The 21,059-nt window shown below is 42.5% G+C and carries 19 protein-coding genes, 14 tRNA genes and 3 rRNA genes; 9 read left to right on the top strand and 27 right to left on the bottom strand.

Annotated features, from left to right (window positions below):
- Positions 1–27 precede the first annotated feature (27 nt).
- From KFZ56_RS06805 to mscL, 6 genes are all read right to left on the bottom strand, one after another.
- On the bottom strand, positions 28–396 hold the full coding sequence (locus KFZ56_RS06805) for a DnaJ family domain-containing protein (protein WP_222641099.1): 369 nt from the start codon (positions 394–396) through the stop codon (positions 28–30).
- A 162-nt stretch (positions 397–558) separates the two neighbouring features.
- Positions 559–1,113: an SLOG family protein gene (locus tag KFZ56_RS06800; protein WP_222641098.1), complete on the bottom strand. Its 555-nt coding sequence runs from the start codon at positions 1,111–1,113 to the stop codon at positions 559–561.
- A gap of 72 nt (positions 1,114–1,185) precedes the next feature.
- Positions 1,186–1,557: a spore coat protein gene (locus KFZ56_RS06795; protein WP_222641096.1), complete on the bottom strand. Its 372-nt coding sequence runs from the start codon at positions 1,555–1,557 to the stop codon at positions 1,186–1,188.
- A 175-nt stretch (positions 1,558–1,732) separates the two neighbouring features.
- Positions 1,733–1,885 carry a small acid-soluble spore protein P gene (locus tag KFZ56_RS06790; protein WP_222641094.1) on the bottom strand — a complete coding sequence of 51 codons (153 nt, stop codon included), beginning with the start codon at positions 1,883–1,885 and terminating at the stop codon, positions 1,733–1,735.
- A 672-nt stretch (positions 1,886–2,557) separates the two neighbouring features.
- On the bottom strand, positions 2,558–3,346 hold the full coding sequence (locus tag KFZ56_RS06785) for an MBL fold metallo-hydrolase (RefSeq protein ID WP_222641093.1): 789 nt from the start codon (positions 3,344–3,346) through the stop codon (positions 2,558–2,560).
- Positions 3,347–3,364: 18 nt separating this feature from the next.
- Positions 3,365–3,745 carry a large conductance mechanosensitive channel protein MscL gene (gene mscL / locus KFZ56_RS06780; RefSeq protein ID WP_222641091.1) on the bottom strand — a complete coding sequence of 127 codons (381 nt, stop codon included), beginning with the start codon at positions 3,743–3,745 and terminating at the stop codon, positions 3,365–3,367.
- A gap of 204 nt (positions 3,746–3,949) precedes the next feature.
- Here mscL and menC point away from each other — a divergent pair, with 204 nt between their 5' ends.
- Positions 3,950–5,032: an o-succinylbenzoate synthase gene (gene menC, locus KFZ56_RS06775; RefSeq protein WP_222643918.1), complete on the top strand. Its 1,083-nt coding sequence runs from the start codon at positions 3,950–3,952 to the stop codon at positions 5,030–5,032.
- Positions 5,033–5,296: 264 nt separating this feature from the next.
- Complete coding sequence (locus KFZ56_RS06770) at positions 5,297–5,497, top strand: cold-shock protein (RefSeq protein ID WP_222641089.1); 201 nt, start codon at positions 5,297–5,299, stop codon at positions 5,495–5,497.
- A 51-nt stretch (positions 5,498–5,548) separates the two neighbouring features.
- Here the strand turns inward: KFZ56_RS06770 and KFZ56_RS06765 are convergent, their stop codons facing one another.
- Positions 5,549–6,481, bottom strand: coding sequence for a manganese-dependent inorganic pyrophosphatase (locus KFZ56_RS06765; protein WP_222641086.1), 933 nt, complete (start codon positions 6,479–6,481; stop codon positions 5,549–5,551).
- Between the two features lie 200 nt (positions 6,482–6,681).
- Between KFZ56_RS06765 and KFZ56_RS06760 the strand changes: the two genes are divergently transcribed.
- The 3 genes from KFZ56_RS06760 (at position 6,682) to KFZ56_RS06750 (ending at position 8,954) form a co-directional block, all read left to right on the top strand.
- On the top strand, positions 6,682–7,131 hold the full coding sequence (locus KFZ56_RS06760; protein ID WP_222641084.1) for a DinB family protein: 450 nt from the start codon (positions 6,682–6,684) through the stop codon (positions 7,129–7,131).
- Positions 7,118–8,266 (top strand): NAD(P)/FAD-dependent oxidoreductase, encoded by a 1,149-nt coding sequence (locus KFZ56_RS06755; RefSeq protein WP_222641082.1) that lies wholly within the window; start codon positions 7,118–7,120, stop codon positions 8,264–8,266. The genes KFZ56_RS06760 and KFZ56_RS06755 overlap by 14 nt, the downstream gene beginning before the upstream one ends.
- A gap of 541 nt (positions 8,267–8,807) precedes the next feature.
- Positions 8,808–8,954 carry a hypothetical protein gene (locus tag KFZ56_RS06750; protein ID WP_222641080.1) on the top strand — a complete coding sequence of 49 codons (147 nt, stop codon included), beginning with the start codon at positions 8,808–8,810 and terminating at the stop codon, positions 8,952–8,954.
- A gap of 139 nt (positions 8,955–9,093) precedes the next feature.
- On the opposite strand, the gene KFZ56_RS06745 is transcribed toward KFZ56_RS06750, so the two are convergent.
- Together KFZ56_RS06745 and KFZ56_RS06740 are read right to left on the bottom strand one after the other, a co-directional pair.
- Complete coding sequence (locus tag KFZ56_RS06745; RefSeq protein WP_222641078.1) at positions 9,094–9,774, bottom strand: hypothetical protein; 681 nt, start codon at positions 9,772–9,774, stop codon at positions 9,094–9,096.
- Between the two features lie 164 nt (positions 9,775–9,938).
- Positions 9,939–10,580: a YczE/YyaS/YitT family protein gene (locus tag KFZ56_RS06740; protein ID WP_222641077.1), complete on the bottom strand. Its 642-nt coding sequence runs from the start codon at positions 10,578–10,580 to the stop codon at positions 9,939–9,941.
- 383 nt (positions 10,581–10,963) lie between these two features.
- Here KFZ56_RS06740 and KFZ56_RS06735 point away from each other — a divergent pair, with 383 nt between their 5' ends.
- From KFZ56_RS06735 to KFZ56_RS06725, 3 genes are all read left to right on the top strand, one after another.
- Entirely contained in the window at positions 10,964–11,491 is a 528-nt protein-coding gene (locus tag KFZ56_RS06735; protein ID WP_222641075.1) for an LptM family lipoprotein, read from the top strand.
- Between the two features lie 464 nt (positions 11,492–11,955).
- Entirely contained in the window at positions 11,956–12,426 is a 471-nt protein-coding gene (locus KFZ56_RS06730) for a MarR family transcriptional regulator (RefSeq protein ID WP_222641074.1), read from the top strand.
- Positions 12,427–12,443: 17 nt separating this feature from the next.
- Positions 12,444–12,848: a nuclear transport factor 2 family protein gene (locus KFZ56_RS06725; RefSeq protein WP_222641073.1), complete on the top strand. Its 405-nt coding sequence runs from the start codon at positions 12,444–12,446 to the stop codon at positions 12,846–12,848.
- Between the two features lie 211 nt (positions 12,849–13,059).
- Here KFZ56_RS06725 and KFZ56_RS06720 read toward each other — a convergent pair whose 3' ends face one another.
- The 18 genes from KFZ56_RS06720 to KFZ56_RS06635 form a co-directional block, all read right to left on the bottom strand.
- Entirely contained in the window at positions 13,060–13,209 is a 150-nt protein-coding gene (locus KFZ56_RS06720; protein ID WP_222641072.1) for a hypothetical protein, read from the bottom strand.
- A 204-nt stretch (positions 13,210–13,413) separates the two neighbouring features.
- A tRNA-Leu gene (locus tag KFZ56_RS06715) sits at positions 13,414–13,495 on the bottom strand.
- Between the two features lie 11 nt (positions 13,496–13,506).
- Positions 13,507–13,577 (bottom strand) — tRNA-Cys (locus tag KFZ56_RS06710).
- Positions 13,578–13,588: 11 nt separating this feature from the next.
- Positions 13,589–13,663: transfer RNA gene (locus KFZ56_RS06705), tRNA-Gly, on the bottom strand.
- A gap of 3 nt (positions 13,664–13,666) precedes the next feature.
- Positions 13,667–13,741 (bottom strand) — tRNA-Gln (locus KFZ56_RS06700).
- A gap of 8 nt (positions 13,742–13,749) precedes the next feature.
- Positions 13,750–13,825 (bottom strand) — tRNA-His (locus tag KFZ56_RS06695).
- 11 nt (positions 13,826–13,836) lie between these two features.
- Positions 13,837–13,910 (bottom strand) — tRNA-Trp (locus KFZ56_RS06690).
- A 17-nt stretch (positions 13,911–13,927) separates the two neighbouring features.
- Positions 13,928–14,012 (bottom strand) — tRNA-Tyr (locus KFZ56_RS06685).
- A 16-nt stretch (positions 14,013–14,028) separates the two neighbouring features.
- Positions 14,029–14,104 (bottom strand) — tRNA-Phe (locus tag KFZ56_RS06680).
- Between the two features lie 51 nt (positions 14,105–14,155).
- Positions 14,156–14,232 (bottom strand) — tRNA-Asp (locus KFZ56_RS06675).
- A gap of 104 nt (positions 14,233–14,336) precedes the next feature.
- Positions 14,337–14,413 (bottom strand) — tRNA-Met (locus KFZ56_RS06670).
- Between the two features lie 30 nt (positions 14,414–14,443).
- Positions 14,444–14,519: transfer RNA gene (locus KFZ56_RS06665), tRNA-Val, on the bottom strand.
- 41 nt (positions 14,520–14,560) lie between these two features.
- A tRNA-Glu gene (locus tag KFZ56_RS06660) sits at positions 14,561–14,635 on the bottom strand.
- Between the two features lie 13 nt (positions 14,636–14,648).
- Positions 14,649–14,740 (bottom strand) — tRNA-Ser (locus tag KFZ56_RS06655).
- A 1-nt stretch (position 14,741) separates the two neighbouring features.
- Positions 14,742–14,816, bottom strand: a tRNA-Asn gene (locus KFZ56_RS06650).
- Between the two features lie 41 nt (positions 14,817–14,857).
- A 5S ribosomal RNA gene (rrf, locus tag KFZ56_RS06645) occupies positions 14,858–14,973 on the bottom strand.
- Positions 14,974–15,163: 190 nt separating this feature from the next.
- Positions 15,164–18,082 (bottom strand): 23S ribosomal RNA (locus KFZ56_RS06640).
- Between the two features lie 174 nt (positions 18,083–18,256).
- A 16S ribosomal RNA gene (locus tag KFZ56_RS06635) occupies positions 18,257–19,828 on the bottom strand.
- The 16S, 23S and 5S rRNA genes sit together here with 14 tRNA genes alongside, the layout of an rRNA operon.
- 755 nt (positions 19,829–20,583) lie before the next feature.
- Here KFZ56_RS06635 and KFZ56_RS06630 point away from each other — a divergent pair.
- Positions 20,584–20,958, top strand: coding sequence for a YgzB family protein (locus KFZ56_RS06630; protein ID WP_222641071.1), 375 nt, complete (start codon positions 20,584–20,586; stop codon positions 20,956–20,958).
- Positions 20,959–21,059 lie beyond the last annotated feature (101 nt).

Raw genomic sequence — 21,059 nt, 5'->3', positions numbered from 1 at the left:
GTCGTTACCTTTACTTTTTTGGAATCCTTATTCGGTTAGCTTGTTTTTCTGCAATGAGGGTGGACATGCACCGTTGTGAGCTTTAATTTGTTTATTAATCTTGTTGATTTTTTTGCGTCTTTCCTTTCCTTGGAGTGGACGAAGTTCCTCTTTTAAGCGGTCAATTTCATTAGCAAGCTCCACCCACCTAGGCAAAAAGTGGTTGTCTTTCAATGTTTTATATAACTGCTTCTCCGAAGGGTTCATATAATTCTGATCATGTTTTAAAGGTTTTCCTTTGCCAGGAAGATCATCAAAATGACCTTCTCTTTCCGCTTTTTTTATGATTTCCGACATGTGATCAGTGTACTGAATTCTTTCATCAACCTCAAATTTGTCATCTTTACCATCATTCATAACGTCCCCACCTCCATTAGTGTACCCTTCCTCAACATAATGCCCTCTTCAGGACTAACCGAATGTACTAGCTAAAAGGAAATGCATCTTTATCATACACATATTCTATGTTGGGAGGAAAGATTCCTGCAATTATTCTACGATTACACAATGGTGGAGAAATCAATCCCAATAATCCGGATCCTCCATCCGCATCTCCTCAACTGCATCATCCAAATCAGCAGGGGTGATCACAAAAATAGAGTATGGCTCTTTCGCTTCCGTAGCAGCTTCATAGAAATACCGATTACTTCCCGGGAATTCATCATCCATCAGCATAATGCAACCATCACTCTTATCCACCAGCCACATGTTTTTCGCTTTAAATTGAAATCCCCCTCTATAGTCCCCCTTATATAGAGGTTGGTAAAAATCACAAACAGCAGCGAGCTCCTGATATTTTTCCTGAAGTTCATTCGGCCAACGGACTTCCTGGTTTTCAAAAGGCGGGAACATCGCAATACGAATATCGTATTCTTCCTTTAAATCCAGTACAACCTCAGCAGTCCATAATTCAACGCCCATCTGACCGGAAATCAAAACCCACTCCAGTCCTTCTTCTATGAAATGAATTAATCTTTTTTCAATGCCCTTTTTAATAAATGCTATCCGTGGATCTTCCTCTTTGAAAATATTTAATTCCATTGGCTTATATCCTGTTACCGTTAAAATTCTCATATGTATGATCCCCTCTTTTAAAAAAGGGCGGCAACATTTGCCAACCCTTTTTTTACGTTACCATTGTTTGTTCTATCTTTTCCAGTGATTCATGCCATGATGACCACCATGATGACCATGATGATTATGATTACCGTGATTACAATTACATTTTCCGTCTCCTGATCCATGACCTGGTGACATTGCACCACCTACCTGATTGCCTGGATCTTGTGGTACTTGAAAGGATCCTCCGTATTCATCTACACTATTGCACGTGTTTTGCATCGATGTGGAATGTGGGTACACATGTTTATTTTTAACGGTATGATGATTCATAACGGTCGTGTGCGAAGGATGTACATGTTGTACAACACTTTCTGAATACTGATTCACACAATTATGCTTGGTCGGATGCACGATCTTCTTTGGGCATCCACAATGTGGGCCGTGACGATGTCTCATTTAAAATCCCCTTTCCTGTGATAGGTTCACTATTAACTTATGGTAAACGCACAGAAAATGTATAAGACATCAACCTATTTCAGAAAAAATATCTGAAACCTAATACTAATTATGCCCCAGTAAACTCTATTTCATCGCACACTTCCACCATATGCCCAGAATAATCCACCATGATTTACATATCGTGATCAGCGCCTTTATTCTGACGCGAATGGTTTCTCTGTTTTACTTTATGTGATCCGCTTAAAGCTTCTCCATATGGTTGCTCTGGACTTGTTGGTAAGTTTGGACGTTCTTGTTGTTTTGGTCCTTTAGGTTTTCCGCCCATTATTGTCTCCTCCTTTCCTGTTTTATCAATAGCTTTTGGAAAGGAAGGATGTTCTATTCACTCTCCACCATGGATGAAATAACTAAATATCGGCCCATGAAACATCAATCGTATGATATTCGCCAGATCGCACCATGGAGTATACCCCTTGTCCTTCACATATCTTGAAGAACATAGGCGCAGGGCGCCCGGTTATCAACGTACAAACTGGAGCTCTCCACAATGAGATAGATGAACTTGACTTATCACCAGTAGTGGTGAAAGTCAAAGTGAATCTTATGCTTGGAAAGCGAAAAGGAAACATGTCCCTGCAACAGGGGAGCCGTGCGTTGGCCGGCAAGGCCGTTCTTAGTTGGCCTTCCTTTGTCAAGTGAGCTGATGTTGACTTTCACCCCAAGGGTATAAGTGCGACTAAGCCTCTGGCAGAGCCAATCGGCAAGTCTTCTTTATCGTAATGGAGGAGTGTGAAGTTTGGGACTGCGCTAAAGCTCGTCCCACCAAAAGACTTGGGACTGCGCTAAAGCTCGTCCCACCAAAAGACTTGCTATTGCTGGGCGCTGGAGCCGGATGAGGCTTATTTGGCCAGTGAATTATCCAAAACCTCAAAATTTTATAATTTCCTATGCAATAAAAAAATGTTGCACTTGGCACCCAAATCCCTTTAGACTTGCATCAAAACTGAACACAAAAATGGTTAAAGGTATGAATCCCAGTTCCATGTTTCACCACATCTTTATTCCACAAGATATCAACAGATTCTTGTACTTCTTCTAAAATACTTGGATCAAGCCCCAACTTATTATGGGAACCAAAAACCCTGCTCACACCCTCCATATGAGCTATCCTTTCCAATGAATGAACCAGATCTATTGGATCAGTGGTCGGATAAAACGCATACACCGGTGTCTCTATATACAGTAAATCTCCTGTAAACAGATAACCTTGCTCCTTATCAAAAATACATATATGACCTGGCGAATGACCTGGGGTATGTAGAATTTTTAAAGTCCGGTGCCCAAGATCTATTCTATCCCCATCAACTAATACTCCTGTTGGCTTCCCCTGATACGGTGTATAAGTAGAAGGATCAAATGTGTCAGGTGTCGGCTTGGTTATATCCCGTCCAATATCTTTACGGATTTGTTCAATGGGTAATCCCTTTATCCCGTTAATAAGCCAGTCTACCTCATCTTCATGCACGTAAATTTTTTCGAATGCGCCGTGACTGCCAATATGATCTGCGTGCACATGTGTAGTAATGACAATTATCGGTAAATCCGTCAACTGATCCGTTATCCTATTTATCTGATCAATTCCAAGACCTGTATCAATCAGCGCAGCATTTTCATTACCCATAAGTAAAAAAGAATGAACCCTTTCCCAGTGGCCATACTCACTAATAGCAAATGTTTTAGCATCGATCTCTTGCACGGTAAACCAACTATCTGATATAGGAGTCATATTCCGCTTCCTCTCCGCTTAATTCCATTTATTCTGCTCCTTCAACAAATCCCTGATTTCTGTAAGCAACGCTTCCTGTACCTCAACTTCCTCTTCTTCAGCTTCTTCTTCCCTCCGTTTGAATTTCGAAAGCAAACGAATAAACAGAAAAATAGAGAAAGCAATAACCATAAAATCAAAAATGGATTGGATAAAACCGCCGTATAAAATCTCCGCATCTCCAACTTTAATCATTAAATTCGTGAAATCAACACCACCCAGTAGTACTCCGACCAGTGGTGTAATAATATTTTCAACAAGTGATGTGACAATTGCTCCAAACGCCCCACCAATAATAACGGCAACAGCCAAATCCATTACATTTCCTTTAAAAGCAAATTCCTTAAAATCATTCCACATATTCTGTCCTCCATCTACATTTCACTTATCTATATTTTACCTGATATAGCAGTGATTGCAATTCCCTTTTTCTGATTGATTAACGCATGGCAGCTTACCAAAAACCACGTAAATAGTGTACACTGGGAAAAGCCCGAATAAAATAATCAGGAGTGTGAAACATTGAGTCTACCAATAAAACAAATCAAATTACATCATTTAAATATGCGATTGAACAATCCATTTACAACAAGTTTTGGAACCATTCAAGACAAAGAATTTTTTATAATCGAGGCCATTGATAATAAGGGAACTAGCGGTTTCGGAGAATCTGTTGCATTTACAAGCCCCTGGTATACGGAAGAAACCGTAGAAACAACACGACACATGATAGAGGACTTTTTAATTAAAATTTTACAGGAAAATGAAATTAATCATCCCGATGAAGTGACCGATCTCTTTGCCGTTATTAAGCGTAATAATATGGCAAAAGCAGCCATCGAAGGGGCTATTTGGGATCTGTATGCGAAACGAAATAATATCTCGCTCACGCAAGCCCTTGGCGGGAAAAAATCGCAAATCGATGTTGGTATAAGTATCGGAATTCAGGCATCAACCCAAGATTTAATCGATAAAATTGACTATTATCTCCAAGAAGGGTATAAGCGTATCAAGCTAAAAATCAAGCCGGGATATGATATTGAAGTACTTCGCAATGTACGAAAAACTTTTCCTGACGCTCCAATAATGGCAGATGCAAATTCTGCTTATACGCTTGATGACATCAATATATTAAAACAATTGGATGAATTCGAGTTAATGATGATAGAACAACCCTTAGCCCATGATGATATTATTAATCATGCTAAGCTTCAACCAGCTATCAAAACACCAATATGCCTGGATGAAAGTATTCACTCGTTGGATGATGCAAAAAAAGCCATTGAATTAGAAAGCTGCCGGATTATGAATATAAAAATAGGTCGTGTTGGTGGACTAACGGAAGCAAGACGTATTCACGACTATTGTCAGGAACACAATATTGAAGTTTGGTGTGGAGGTATGCTAGAGGCCGGGGTCGGGCGCGGGCATAATATCGCATTATCGACGCTGCCACAATTCATGGTGCCAGGAGATACTGCCGGTTCCGCACTTTACTGGCAACAAGATATCATTAAGCCGGAGGTTATTGTAAAAAATGGTATGATTAACGTCCCCGATAAACCGGGGATTGGATATGAAGTAGACCCGAATCAACTGGAACGATTTAGCATTGATCTTAAAACATTTGATCTTAGAGGTGGTTAACCCCTTACCTTAACTTTTTCAGAAATCATGAAACTTTTTTTCTTATCATGTATATATTTTTGTTTATTTGTGTTATACTAATCTTAATTATTTATGTTCGTTAGCAATATTAGATAACTCGGCTTTCTTCAAGCCCTGGTTCCATTTATGCAGATATCCATATCTGTCAAGATTTATAGTAACTTTTAAGTGATTATTCGTCTTGAATTGTTATCCAGAACAGAAATAGTAATAAATGTGCTATAAGCACTTGGAGGAATGAACATGAACACAGGTTCAGTAAAATGGTTTAACGCAGACAAAGGCTTCGGTTTCATCGAAGTTGAAGGTGGAGACGATGTATTCGTACACTTCTCAGCAATTCAAGGCGAAGGTTTCAAAACGTTGGATGACGGCCAGAATGTAACGTTTGATATTGAAGAAGGTAACCGTGGCCCACAAGCTGCAAACGTTGTAAAAAACTAAGTATGATGAAAAAAGGCTCTTTCCATTCATTGGAGAAAGCCTTTTTCATTGTTATTTTGTAAATTCCTCCGTAAGCACAGTAACAATTTGCTTCTTACGTGACACGACACCTTTTAATAAAGCCCGATTGTTTTCATCCAATACTACATCAAAGCCGGATTCCACTTTCGCTTTTCCTTCGCCATGTGCAAGTACTTCAGAATCATTGTTTAGAATATCCGTGACAACAAATAGGAATAGATCAAGCCCTTTATCTTTAACAACTTGTTCGATTTCTGTATCGATATCAGCTTGAAATGCATAAATTTGACTGGTGTCTACAGCGTTTACCTGAGCAATTTCTACGTTCGCATCCCCCATGGAAAATTCCTTAGCATCCATAGTTAACAATTCCGTTACTGTTTTATCACTTACATCAGCGCCAGCCTGTAGCATTTCAAGCCCATATGTTTCCAGGTTTACATTGGCAATTTCCGCCAATTCATATGCTGCATCGATATCTTCCTGCGTGCAGGTTGGTGATTTTAATAAAAGGGAATCGGAAATAATGGCGGAAACTAATAATCCGGCAATTTCTTTCGTAACGGCGATACCTTTTTCTTTGTACATTTTATTTAAAATGGTTGCTGTACATCCAACTGGTTCTGCCCGGAAATAGAGCGGCTCCTTTGTTTCAAAATTGGAAATGCGGTGGTGATCGATTACTTCGGCGATACGTACATCATTAATATTATCCACACTTTGCTGGAATTCATTATGATCAACTAAAATAACATCCTCTACATCGCTAGGTACATTTTCAATCAGTTGTGGTGCTTCCACACCAAAATAATCCAATGCAAATTGTGTTTCTTTGCTAATGGAACCGAGTCTTGCCGGATCAGCATCCTCTCCCAGCTTACCTTTTAATTCCGCATATACCAATGCTGAGGAAATCGTATCTGTATCCGGACTTTTATGTCCGAAAATTAACGTCTTACCCATATTCATTCTCCTTCATATGTAAAATAACGTATTCAATTATTAGATTACCATAATTAGTTGCTCATAAAAAATATTTTACTTCGTATTACACCTTTATTATTCACCATCTGTCCATGTATTTCTTCTCTAAAATCAAGTTATTTTACATCCCCACTATTTATTCTTATAGTAAACGTAGATATGATTTTGGAGGGATAAGAATGTCACATTTATTTAATTTTACACGAAACACTTTTCTTTCTTTCATCAAGGATCTTGATGAGAAAACGGCGGATTATCAAGCCGAGGCCTTTAATAATACCATACACTGGCATGTAGGACATGTTCTTGTCACTACAGAAGGATTACTGCTTGGGTATCCGAAACAGTCCGCTAATTTCCCGGAAAAATATAATGATCTATTTGCAACTGGTACAAAACCTGCAGACTGGCCATCAGACGTCCCTGCTATCTCAGAGCTTGGGAAACTTTTAGAAGAACAGCAAACGCGAATCAATGACCTTCCGGATGACTTTTTCAAGCAGGGTATTCCATTTGAGTTTATGAACTTTAAAACATACGGTGATATATTTGACATGCTTCTCCATCATGAAAATGAACATCTTGGCAAAATGAAAGCCATGAAACAAGTAGCAGATGCAGCACAGTAAATTCATTATCATAGGCGGCGGAATATTAGGTGCTAGTACAGCATATCACCTTGCTAAAAATGGGGCTGAGGTCACCTTAATTGATCGAAAAGATAAAGGACAAGCAACAGATGCAGCGGCCGGGATCATTTGTCCATGGCTATCCCAGCGACGAAATAAAGCGTGGTATCGTTTAGCAAAAGGTGGGGCTCGAATTTACCCCCATTTAGTACAAGAACTTGCAAGTGACGGGGAAACAGAAACTGGATATAAGCAAGTAGGAGCTATCAGTCTTCACACCGATGAAAAGAAACTAACTGCCATGTATGATCGTGCACATAAACGGCGGGAAGAAGCCCCAGAAATGGGTGACATTTCCCTTCTAAATACCAAGCAAACACAGGAAATGTTCCCACTCCTTAGTGATAGGTTCGGCGCTGTTCATGTCAGTGGTGGGGCACGGGTCGACGGCAGAAAGTTGCGCGACTCCTTATTACGCGGTTTTAAAAAACATGGTGGTGTACTGCGGCATGGAGAGGCTACCCTGTTAAGTAGCGGTCATCAAGTAACAGGAGTTCAACTTCATAGTGAAATAATTGAAGCAGAAACAGTCATTGCCACATCCGGTGCATGGATGAATGAACTAATCAAGCCTTTAGGTGTTTCTTTTGAAGTGACCATGCAAAAAGCACAAATCTTGCATTTAAAGATTCCGACGGTGGAGAATACAGATTGGCCTGTTGTCATGCCTCCAAATAATTCCTATCTTTTAGGTTTTCATGATCAGCGGTTAGTTGTCGGCTCAACCCATGATGATCACACAGGCTTTGACACCCGAGTTACGGCAGGTGGCGTCCATGAAATTTTAACAAAAGCGTTAGAAGTAGCACCAGCATTGGCTAATAGCACAGTGCTTGAGACAAGAGTTGGCTTCCGCCCATTTACTCCAGGTTTTCTCCCAGTACTAGGAGCACTTCCGGGTTATGCGGGATTATTACTCGCCAATGGATTGGGGGCATCCGGTCTGACTATGGGACCATACGTCGGCACACAGTTGGCCAAGCTCGCTCTTGGTATGGAACTGGAAATGGATTTAACGGATTATGACATTGCCGCAGCGATAACAAAAGTGAAAAGCGCCTGGTTAAAAACGTAGAGACCCCCGCGTTGCAACTGAGATTAGATGAACGTGACTTGTCGCCAATGAATGGCGAAAGTCTACGTGAATCTTATGCTTGGAAAGCGAAAAGGAATCATGCCCCTGCATCAGGGGAGCCGTGCGTTGGCCGGCAAGGCCGTTCTTAGTCGGCCTTCCTTTGTCAAGTGAACCGATGATGACTTTCGCCACAGGCATAAGTGCGACTATGGCTCTGCCTGCGCCTGTCGGCTTGTCAGTCGCCAAGTCTTCTTTATCGCAGGGAGCTCTCGTGTTATCTCCTCGTTTTTGGCGCTTGTAGCTGGACGTAGCCATTAATCAATAATACGTTATGCCCAAGCAAATCATTTTATAATTTCCTACGCGATAAAATAGGACGAGCTTGTGTCTGTCTTTTTATCACATTCATATCCTAATTTTACTACATGCAGCACTACGACTCTGGCTAAACGATCGAAGTAACTTCTTAAAAAAATCACTTCGATATTTACAGTTATAATCGCTTTTGGTACGCTTACATCAGGAGGAGGCGATTTTTGAGGTGAAGGGTAAAATGATAGTGATTCTATTAGCACTAGGCATAGTAGCAGCAATAATTGCATGCTGGTTTCTAATACAATATGTCATCGATGCATATGATATTGAAAGAGCAATGACCACTACGGTTGAAAAATATACCCAATTATAGATGAAGACCAAAGAAATGGATGGATTTCTTTGGTCATTTCATTCATTCCTTTTTTTATCTCTATTTTGCTTTCTTTAACTCCTCAACAAATATAATTCTTATTTTTCCATCAGCTAATTGTTCAATTATATGTTCCGGATTATTTTCCATAGGCTTTCTCCATCATTTCCAGGATGATCATAATAAGTGAAGGATATAGGTGAGGGTTAAAATCGTAGTTAGTAGATATGATTTGCTTCTTAGCGTAAGCGAGAATTTCACGAGACACCTGCTGAGATAACTCCTCAGGGATATGAAAAAGCCCACCCTGGGTTATGTATGTAGCATTACCCATTGGGATCAATAAACCTGTTATCATTTCACCACATTTTGGTACCAGGAACTTTCTTTGGTACATACGTACAATCTTTGTCTCCCCGTCAAATAGATCCCTACAAATAAATACACTTCCACTCCCGCTTTGAAAATCAAGCACATAATAGAAGCCTGGATTCAAGGAAAGCCAACTTGCTAAAACATCTTGAAAAAAACTACTTTTTGTTTCCCATCTATGTTTGTTTAACTGCAGATATTGCTGGAAAATTGGCATATGTTCAGTCCCAACAGGTAAACAAAACGTGGTCCACCAGACTAATTGTGGAAAAATGCGTTCAGCAAGCGCATCCGATATATTCATTGTTGAAATAATGTCTTCTGTTTCCTCTATAATTGTTGCGGAAAAATGGTGAATCGAATAATAAAATATGTCGTCAAGTATCCGAAGCAATTCCTGCTGGTCTTCGTCCGGAAAATAAACACTTTGATTCTTTACTGCTTTCATTTCACTTCCTCCTTCAGCGTTTTTTATCATTCTAGCATGGAAGGGAAATTACTGCAGAAGGTAAAAGTGCATTTCTCAGATAGACATCAAAACTAAAATTCAATTTTCTCCTAATGAAAATATAAAAATAATACGCTACACATTGTGCAAAATACAATTTTACCCTATGCACTGGATTTTGACGATTGTTTTTTTAAGCTCACCTCTATCAAATCAATCAGCCCCCTCATTTTCAAATAAGAAAACTGAAACAAGGGACTCTGTATAAAAGTAAAAATAAAAGTAAATACAAATACAGGCCCACCTAAAATCAAGCCTAGCAGTAAAACCAAGCTCTCTGTGATAATCCGAATTCTCCTTATGGGAGCCCTTAATTTATCAGAGATCGACAGCATAAATCCATCACGTGGACCGGAGCCTACTCCTGCTGCATTGTAAACACCACCACCTACTCCCATAATTACAATCCCGGTAATGATCATAAATATATCCGGCCATGCATGCGTAGCCTTTGGCAAGAAATCAAGCCACATCAATAGATCCACAAACACCCCAACTAAAAACGCATTGAAAAATGTCCCTAGTTTAATATATCTCTTATCAAGTATCCATGACACCATAATTAATACGCCTGAAATGATAATAGTCCACGATCCGATCGATAGACCAATGCGCTCAAAAAGTGCTACATTCAATACGTCCCACGGATGAATACCAAGATGCTGGACATTTATCGCAACAGTAATACCAACACTAAAAAGCATTACACCTATGATGAAAACAGCCCAGCGAATTATATGTATCAATAGGATCAACCTTCTTTCACGGATTGTTCAGCGTTTGCATGAATTAGTTATATAATAGCAGAATTTTCATTATTATTGTGTTTGGCTGCTTATAGGAATATAATAATGCTGATTCTATAAATATAGAGATCAGCGCTCATTACATGTTTATTCAGCGTTAATGAGATAAATACCGGTGTTCGGGGTCGAATATTGCCTTTTGATTTGATAGGGTTTATAAAAAAGGTCTCTTCACCCCAAAATCTATGATTAACAAACTATAGTACCATTTTGAAGCAAATTAGTCCTTTCATGTCTATGATTTGTATAAAAAGAAGGCTTTCCTTATACTGCATCTTTATGGTATATTTTATTAGGTATAAAAAATAGGGGGAATACATACAATGAAAAAAATCTTATTTAGCGCCGTCCTTATCATAGTATTAGGATTATTAGCTGCTTGCGGTGAAAGTGATAACGCTGAGAACGAAAGCTCGGAAACAGAAGACACAGGCCAAAATGAAGAAGATCCTGTTGAGGAAGAAAATAGAGATAGAGAATCATATGAGTTTAACCAGGAAATTGCAGATAATGACAACTACAAAGCAACTCTCATCAGCATTGAAAAAAATGTAGGTGAAGAAGAAGAGTGGATTGACGTGAATTTTGAAGTAGAAAATAAGCTAGAAGATACGGTAGATTTTCAAGCTAGCGAAGTATCTATCAATGGGAAAATGGTGGATCAATCACTTGTCATGATGAGTACAGAAGTCGCAGGAGGAAAAGTAGCTGACGCTGTATTAACTATTGAAGATATAGATGGTGGTGAATTACCTGCATTAGAAGGAGATTTTGAAATGCTTTTAAATATGGTCAATTGGGAAGATATGGAGCAGGAAGAACAATCTGAAGTGAGCGTGGCATTTGAATAGGTAAAAATAAACCACCACAAATGAATTGACCCCTGTCAAGTAGACAGGAATGAAAAAAGCTATTTACAATACCTGAGTCCTTGGGGGCTCAGGTTATTTAATTTCTTCTATATAAATCCTTTATGGCAGAAAAATATAGGTTTGGACCGTTAAAAAATCAGGTAAGTGATATTGTTACCCACTTTTCATTTGGCCTGGAAGCCGCATATGCGCTTGTGGTGATAGGAAGGCCATAAGCTTCTCTAGCCATACCTGGATTCGTTGGTGTCTGTAATTTTGAGGTAATATAAAAAAGAAACTCCTGTAGATTAAATTTCTCAATAAAAAGGCATCAAATACCATGTTGTCCCATTATGCGCCCATTCGTATTGGTGAACGAACTAGTTGACATTCATAATGTTAACTAGTAAACTATAATTGTTAACTGGTTAACTAAAGAACATAAACAAAGGGGGTGAAGGTTTGTGGAAAATTCCTCAAAAGAAAAAGCCCTGAAAGCCATTGAACATTTTATTTTGTCCCGCGAAAAGAAGATGGCAAAAAGGGATAATCTAGCCAAGGATTTATTAGTTGATCATGGATATACCGAAAATAAATGGTCTTTAACGCAGTTGCATATTATGGCTCTGATAAACGAACATCCAAATGCATCTAATAACTCATTTCTTTCTAAGGAGCTAGGTGTTTCAAAACCTGCGATTACCAAAGCCATTAATTCCTTAATTGAAGGAGGAATGGTTCTGGCTAAAAAAAAGGAGAATGATCAGAAGGCTGTTTATTATATGTTAACAAATTCAGGGCAGCAACTTGCAGTGGTTCATGATCGAATGCATCAAATAGCTGAAGATCGTTATAATCAATTGTTGGATCAGTTCTCTGACGATGAATTAGAGCTGATTATTAAATTTTTAGAAGCCTGGTCAAATCAATTATAAAAAGAGGAGCAATTATTATGGATAGAGAACAAGCCATTGAATTTTTAAGTAGGATGTATCAAGAAATCATCGTTGATATGAAAATAGAAAAAATTCCTGATTACTTCAGTAAACAATACATTCAAACAACTGATGGAGTTAGCACAGATATAGCTGAATTTACAAGTCATGTCCAAGCATTAAAAGGGATTGTAAACTCCATATCTATATCTCCCTTTTATGACGTTCTCTTTGATGATGATAAACAAACGGCAACCCTAAGATATACTGTTACTGCAAATAAAAAGGGTGGCAAAACTGGCGAAATAGAAGTAATAGCAATATTTGAATTAGACAATGATAAAATTGTCCGTTGCAATGAGCAATCTTGCCCATTAAATCAAAAAGAGGAGTTTAAAGACTTAGCGAGTGTCAACTACTAACTTTTATTTAAATGAGGCTGGGGCAAAACAAAAGTGTTTAATTAAAAAACGGCCATTGTCAAGCTTAGCGTAGGAAATATGCGGAGGCTCCAGCGGGAGAAAAGGCATAGGTGAGACACCTAAAGACGCGGATAGCAACCTTTTTTGCGAAGGGTGCTGCTATCTCGGATCACTTGCAACACGACGAGCACAATGAGGCTCACCAGCCGCCCTAAGGTACATTTGATGTATAGGTACCACAAGCCGGACAACGATGTTTTTTTATTTCCCTATCAACATGAAGACAATTGACGCCGTAAACTTCTTCTGACTTTTGGATCGTAAAGACTTCAAATCCTGGTAAATGAATGTTAGAATTCAATTGCACGCACTCCTTTTGTATCTGTTTTTTCGCTAACTTCAGTTTAACAAATAAGGAGCTCGCGTGCTTTATATTATTCAGAAAATGATTCACACCCCAACATATATTGTAGAACCAAAAATAAAGAGACACCCTCAAACGCTACCTAAAAACGTTTCAAGGATGTCTTATAACATCTCATCTTATTCTAAATTAAGCTACTGATACCGGTGGTCGGGGTCGAACCGACACTCCCGAAGGAACATGATTTTGAGTCATGCGCGTCTGCCAATTCCGCCACACCGGCATATGTTTTGAAGGCGGTAACCGGATTTGAACCGGTGATAAAGGTTTTGCAGACCTCTGCCTTACCACTTGGCTATACCGCCATTTAAAGTAATGGAGCGGGAGACGGGATTCGAACCCGCGACCCCCACCTTGGCAAGGTGGTGTTCTACCGCTGAACTACTCCCGCAAGTGGCTGGGCTACCAGGATTCGAACCTGGGGTACACGGGATCAAAACCCGATGCCTTACCGCTTGGCTATAGCCCAATTTTTTATGGGGCGACCGGTGGGGATCGAACCCACGAATGCCGGAGCCACAATCCGGTGCGTTAACCACTTCGCCACGACCGCCATATAGAAAATGGCAGGGGTAGTAGGAATCGAACCCACATCAAAGGTTTTGGAGACCTTCGTTTTGCCATTAAACTATACCCCTACATAATTTTAAAGTAATGGTGGAGGGGGAGAGATTCGAACTCCCGAACCCTGAGGGAGCGGATTTACAGTCCGCCGCGTTTAGCCACTTCGCTACCCCTCCATCAATTGATAAAGAGTGGTGGCTCGGGACGGAATCGAACCGCCGACACACGGATTTTCAGTCCGTTGCTCTACCGACTGAGCTACCGAGCCATTTTAATAATTTATTTAGCTTTTCTTGCAATAATCAACTTAGTGTTAAAGTGGCGGTCCGGACGGGACTCGAACCCGCGACCTCCTGCGTGACAGGCAGGCATTCTAACCAACTGAACTACCGGACCATGTATCAAAAAATAAGTTCACATGAATTTTGGGAATAGGCTAAGGCACACTACCATTTTCAATTAGCAAATAAGCATGTTCAATGTAGATAATCAACATATTTTGGTTGCGGGGGCAGGATTTGAACCTACGACCTCTGGGTTATGAGCCCAACGAGCTACCAGACTGCTCCACCCCGCGATATGAAAATATAATAATCTATTTTTTAAATGGTGGAGGATGCAGGGCTCGAACCTGCGACCCCCTGCTTGTAAGGCAGGTGCTCTCCCAGCTGAGCTAATCCTCCGAATTACATAAGGAACAAAAGCAATAAAAGTTTAAAAAAGTTGGTGACCCGTACGGGATTCGAACCCGTGTTACCGCCGTGAAAGGGCGGTGTCTTAACCACTTGACCAACGGGCCAATTATATAAAGGTGGCGGAGAGCGAGGGATTCGAACCCTCGAGGCCGCGATAGCGGCCTACACGATTTCCAATCGTGCTCCTTCGACCACTCGGACAGCTCTCCATGGCTCCACAGGTAGGATTCGAACCTACGACCGATCGGTTAACAGCCGATAGCTCTACCACTGAGCTACTGTGGAATGATCAATTTGAGCATTTTACTTTATTATTCAAATGGATTGCCTGGCGGCGTCCTACTCTTGCAGGGGCAAAGCCCCAACTACCATCGGCGCTGGAGAGCTTAACTTCTGTGTTCGGCATGGGAACAGGTGTGACCTCTCCGCTATAACTACCAGACCTAATGTCCTTAAGTGGTTCTGTGTCGTTGCAAAGCATGAACCATTTGAACAGAACTTCTTTATTAAATTTAGTGACAACCAATATTATAATGGTTTCCAGAAAAAAATCAAGTATTTTTCATAAATATGTATGAATTTATACCCTAAAAACTAAATAAGAGTGTTCGTAACGTACATCTAAAAGCCATTTAGTTAAGTCCTCGATCGATTAGTATTCGTCAGCTGCACGTGTCACCACGCTTCCACCTCGAACCTATCTACCTCATCGTCTCTGAGGGATCTTACTCACTTGATGTGATGGGAAGTCTCATCTAGAGGGTGGCTTCATGCTTAGATGCTTTCAGCACTTATCCGTGCCACACGTAGCTACCCAGCCATGCTCCTGGCGGAACAACTGGTACACCAGCGGTGTGTCCATCCCGGTCCTCTCGTACTAAGGACAGCTCCTCTCAAACTTCCAACGCCCACGACGGATAGGGACCGAACTGTCTCACGACGTTCTGAACCCAGCTCGCGTACCGCTTTAATGGGCGAACAGCCCAACCCTTGGGACCGACTACAGCCCCAGGATGCGATGAGCCGACATCGAGGTGCCAAACCTCCCCGTCGATGTGAACTCTTGGGGGAGATAAGCCTGTTATCCCCGGGGTAGCTTTTATCCGTTGAGCGATGGCCCTTCCATACGGAACCACCGGATCACTAAGCCCGACTTTCGTCCCTGCTCGACTTGTAGGTCTCGCAGTCAAGCTCCCTTCTGCCTTTACACGCTACGAATGATTTCCAACCATTCTGAGGGAACCTTTGGGCGCCTCCGTTACACTTTAGGAGGCGACCGCCCCAGTCAAACTGCCTACCTGACACTGTCTCCGAACCGGATCACGGTTCTGGGTTAGAAGGTGCGTGCAGCCAGGGTGGTATCCCACGGGTGCCTCCTCGTAAGCTAGCGCTCACGATTCTAAGGCTCCCACCTATCCTGTACAAGCTGCACGAACATTCAATATCAGGCTACAGTAAAGCTCCACGGGGTCTTTCCGTCCTGTCGCGGGTAATGCGCATCTTCACGCATAGTATAATTTCACCGGGTCTCTCGTTGAGACAGTGCCCAAGTCGTTGCACCTTTCGTGCGGGTCGGAACTTACCCGACAAGGAATTTCGCTACCTTAGGACCGTTATAGTTACGGCCGCCGTTTACTGGGGCTTCGGTTCTACGCTTCGCCCAAAAGCTAACGTTTCCCCTTAACCTTCCAGCACCGGGCAGGTGTCAGCCCCTATACTTCGCCTTGCGGCTTCGCAGAGACCTGTGTTTTTGATAAACAGTCGCTTGGGCCTATTCACTGCGGCTCACTACTCGTGAGCACCCCTTCTCCCGAAGTTACGGGGTCATTTTGCCGAGTTCCTTAACGAGAGTTCTCCCGCTCACCTTAGGATTCTCTCCTCGCCTACCTGTGTCGGTTTGCGGTACGGGCACCTATGACCTCACTAGAGGCTTTTCTTGGCAGTGTGAAATCAGGAACTTCGGTACTTTATTTCCCTCCCCATCACAAGTCACGTTAGCGTTGGACGGGTTTGCCTATCCAACTCGCTCCCTGCTTGGGCGCACCATTCCATCGGTGCGCTTTCCTTATCCTCCTGCGTCCCCCCATCATTCTAACAGTCATGAGGTGGTACAGGAATATCTACCTGTTGGCCATCGCCTACGCCTTTCGGCCTCGGCTTAGGTCCCGACTAACCCTGAGAGGACGAGCCTTCCTCAGGAAACCTTAGGCTTTCGGTGAAAGAGATTCTCACTCTTTTTTCGCTACTCATACCGGCATTCTCACTTCCAAGCGCTCCACCAGTCCTCACGGTCTGACTTCCCAGCACTTGGAACGCTCTCCTACCATTGTTCGAAGAACAATCCGCAGCTTCGGTGATACGTTTAGCCCCGGTACATTTTCGGCGCAGCGTCACTCGACCAGTGAGCTATTACGCACTCTTTCAATGATGGCTGCTTCTAAGCCAACATCCTGGTTGTCTGAGCAACGCCACATCCTTTTCCACTTAACGTATACTTAGGGACCTTAGCTGGCGGTCTGGGCTGTTTCCCTTTCGACTATGAACCTTATCACCCATAGTCTGACTCCCAAGGTCAAGTAACTGGCATTCGGAGTTTGACTGAATTCGGTAACCCGGTGAGGGCCCCTCGTCCAATCAGTGCTCTACCTCCAGTACTCATCCCTTGAGGCTAGCCCTAAAGCTATTTCGGAGAGAACCAGCTATCTCCGTGTTCGATTGGCATTTCACCCCTACCCACACCTCATCCCCGCATTTTTCAACATACGTGGGTTCGGGCCTCCAGTCAGTGTTACCTGACCTTCACCCTGGACATGGGTAGATCACACGGTTTCGGGTCTACGACCACATACTCGCATACGCCCTGTTCAGACTCGCTTTCGCTGCGGCTCCGTGTCTTCCACTTAACCTCGCATGGGATCGTAACTCGCCGGTCCATTCTACAAAAGGTACGCCGTCACCCATTAACGGGCTTCGACTACTTGTAAGCGCACGGTTTCAGGTTCTCTTTCACTCCCCTTCCGGGGTACTTTTCACCTTTCCCTCACGGTACTGGTTCACTATCGGTCACGAGGGAGTATTTAGCCTTGGGAGATGGTCCTCCCGGATTCCGACGGAATTTCTCGTGTTCCGCCGTACTCAGGATACACTCCGGAGAAAATGCTCTTTCGATTACAGGGCTCTTACCTCCTATGGCTGATCGTTCCAGATCGATTCATCTAAAGCACTTTTTGGTAACTCCGTAGGAGTGTCCTACAACCCCGAAAAGCAAGCTTTTCGGTTTGGGCTGATTCCGTTTCGCTCGCCGCTACTTGGGAAATCGCTTTTGCTTTCTGTTCCTCCGGGTACTGAGATGTTTCAGTTCCCCGGGTGTGCCTCATCTATCCTATGTATTCAGATAGACGTCCTGTTCCATTACGAACAGGGGGTTTCCCCATTCGGAAATTCCCGGATCAACGTTTACTTACAACTCCCCGGGACATATCGGCGTTAGTCCCGTCCTTCTTCGGCTCCTCGTACCTAGGCATCCACCGTGCGCTCTTGTTCACTTAACTAAATCTTGCTTTGTTTCAAAAGCACATTCATGTTTTGATGTCGTTCGTACTCTTATTTAGTTTTCAAGGTACAAATAGAGAGATTTGCTCTCTCAAAACTGAACCAAACAACCACGTATGTCTCCACCAAAAGATCTGAAATAGATCGCTCGGCGTTTCCGTTTCTATCCTTAGAAAGGAGGTGATCCAGCCGCACCTTCCGATACGGCTACCTTGTTACGACTTCACCCCAATCATTGGCCCCACCTTCGGCGGCTGGCTCACGCAAAGCGTGTTACCTCACCGACTTCGGGTGTTGCTAACTCTCGTGGTGTGACGGGCGGTGTGTACAAGGCCCGGGAACGTATTCACCGCGGCATGCTGATCCGCGATTACTAGCGATTCCGGCTTCATGCAGGCGAGTTGCAGCCTGCAATCCGAACTGAGAATGGTTTTATGGGATTTGCTTAGCGTTGCCGCTTCGCTGCCCTTTGTTCCATCCATTGTAGCACGTGTGTAGCCCAGGTCATAAGGGGCATGATGATTTGACGTCATCCCCACCTTCCTCCGGTTTGTCACCGGCAGTCAAATTAGAGTGCCCAACTCAATGCTGGCAACTAATCTCAAGGGTTGCGCTCGTTACGGGACTTAACCCAACATCTCACGACACGAGCTGACGACAACCATGCACCACCTGTCACTCTGTCCCCGAAGGGAACTCGGTATCTCTACCGATCGCAGAGGATGTCAAGACCTGGTAAGGTTCTTCGCGTTGCTTCGAATTAAACCACATGCTCCACCGCTTGTGCGGGCCCCCGTCAATTCTTTTGAGTTTCAGCCTTGCGGCCGTACTCCCCAGGCGGAGTGCTTAATGCGTTAACTTCAGCACGAAGGGGCGGAAACCCCCTAACACCTAGCACTCATCGTTTACGGCGTGGACTACCAGGGTATCTAATCCTGTTCGCTCCCCACGCTTTCGCTCCTCAGCGTCAGTTACAGACCAGAGAGTCGCCTTCGCCACTGGTGTTCCTCCACATCTCTACGCATTTCACCGCTACACGTGGAATTCCACTCTCCTCTTCTGTACTCAAGTCCTCCAGTTTCCAATGACCGCTCACGGTTGAGCCGCAAGATTTCACATCAGACTTAAAAGACCGCCTGCGAGCGCTTTACGCCCAATAATTCCGGACAACGCTTGCCCCCTACGTATTACCGCGGCTGCTGGCACGTAGTTAGCCGGGGCTTTCTGGTTAGGTACCGTCAAGGTACCGCCTTATTCAAACGATACTTGTTCTTCCCTAACAACAGAGTTTTACGATTCGAAAACCTTCATCACTCACGCGGCGTTGCACCGTCAGACTTTCGTCCATTGCGGATGATTCCCTACTGCTGCCTCCCGTAGGAGTCTGGGCCGTGTCTCAGTCCCAGTGTGGCCGATCACCCTCTCAGGTCGGCTACGCATCGTCGCCTTGGTGAGCTCTTATCTCACCAACTAGCTAATGCGCCGCGGGCCCATCTGAAAGTGGCAGCATAAAAGCCGCCTTTCAACTTCTCATTAGGTAATCAAAAGTGTTATCCGGTATTAGCTCGCGTTTCCGCGAGTTATCCCCGTCTCTCAGGTAGGTTGCCCACGTGTTACTCACCCGTCCGCCGCTCGTTCCACAAGCGCAAACCCCGAAGGGTTATTGCCTGCTTCCCGCGCTCGACTTGCATGTATTAGGCACGCCGCCAGCGTTCGTCCTGAGCCAAGATCAAACTCTCCATAAAATAATGAAGTTTGTCTATCATTGACACCGATCAATGATATATCTTCGCTTTTCACATGGTTTCAAGGGGTGAAATCAACCGTCCAGATGAACCATCGGACTTCGTGATTTCTTTCCTCTACCATCTGTTTGACATACTGGTTGTTTTGTTCAGTTTTCAAAGAGCAAATGCATATGTTGCGTTGAAATTGCAACTTTCACATCATACCATATCCATTTCCTAAAGTCAATAACCTTTTTAAGCCTCTTTATAAAAATTTATAAAAAAATGAATATTTCGTATTGGCTCGCAAAATAGCGACTTTTATAATATACCATATTGATCAATTTAGAGTCAATCCGTATTTTTTATTTTTTGTCGTTATTTATTTATCGTTTTTTTGCGACGGAATTAACTTTACCATGGTTACTATACAAAGTCAACGAGTTTTTTACATTTTTTCTTTTCATTCGTTTAACCCATTGCAACAGAAGAAAGTTCTAGAGCCTTCCACCTTCTTAACCGTACATATATATCTATTCATCAAACATCGTTTGTGTTCGTTATTCTTTAAAATATACTTCAATTTATAGACACCCGCATCGTTTGTCTTCCCCCTGATAAGCAGACCTTCATATTTCCATAATACATTACCCTCCAATTTCTTTACTACAATCTATATATTTCGCCATATTGAAGGGAAACTCCTTTTTTGTGAAACGAAATTTTTATGAAATTATGCTATACTACGTATGAAAGATTTAAGGAGGGTTACGATGGCAGAGCAACGAGTAGTCTATTCAAGTAAAATAAATAAAATACGCTCCTTTGCATTAATATTGGTTTTTGCAGGGATTCTCATTATGTATATTGGACTGTTCACAAGGAGCATCGCTTGGTTAACGGCACTATTATTCATTCTCGGTATATTATCAGTTATTCTAAGTAGTGTCGTCTATCTTTGGATTGGCACATTGTCCTTAAAGGCCGTGCCTGTAACCTGCCCGGATTGCGGGAAACCAACAAAAATGCTGGGACGGGTTGATGCTTGTATGCATTGCAAACAACCTTTGACAATGGATAAGGAATTAGAAGGCAAAGAATTTGATGAAAGATACAATAAACGGGGATATAAAAAAGAGAAAAATTAATTTTAGTGTCGCGCCCGTGATTCACTAAAAACGCTTTTAAAATATAAGGACTTCTATGAAAACAACAATTCGTTTCTAGAAGTCCTTCATTAATGTTCATT

Source organism: Virgibacillus sp. NKC19-3 (genome assembly GCF_019837165.1).
Taxonomy (GTDB): domain Bacteria; phylum Bacillota; class Bacilli; order Bacillales; family Amphibacillaceae; genus Virgibacillus_L; species Virgibacillus_L saliphilus.
The sequence above is the reverse complement of the archived record's forward strand: the minus strand, read 5'-3'. Positions and strand labels throughout refer to the sequence as shown.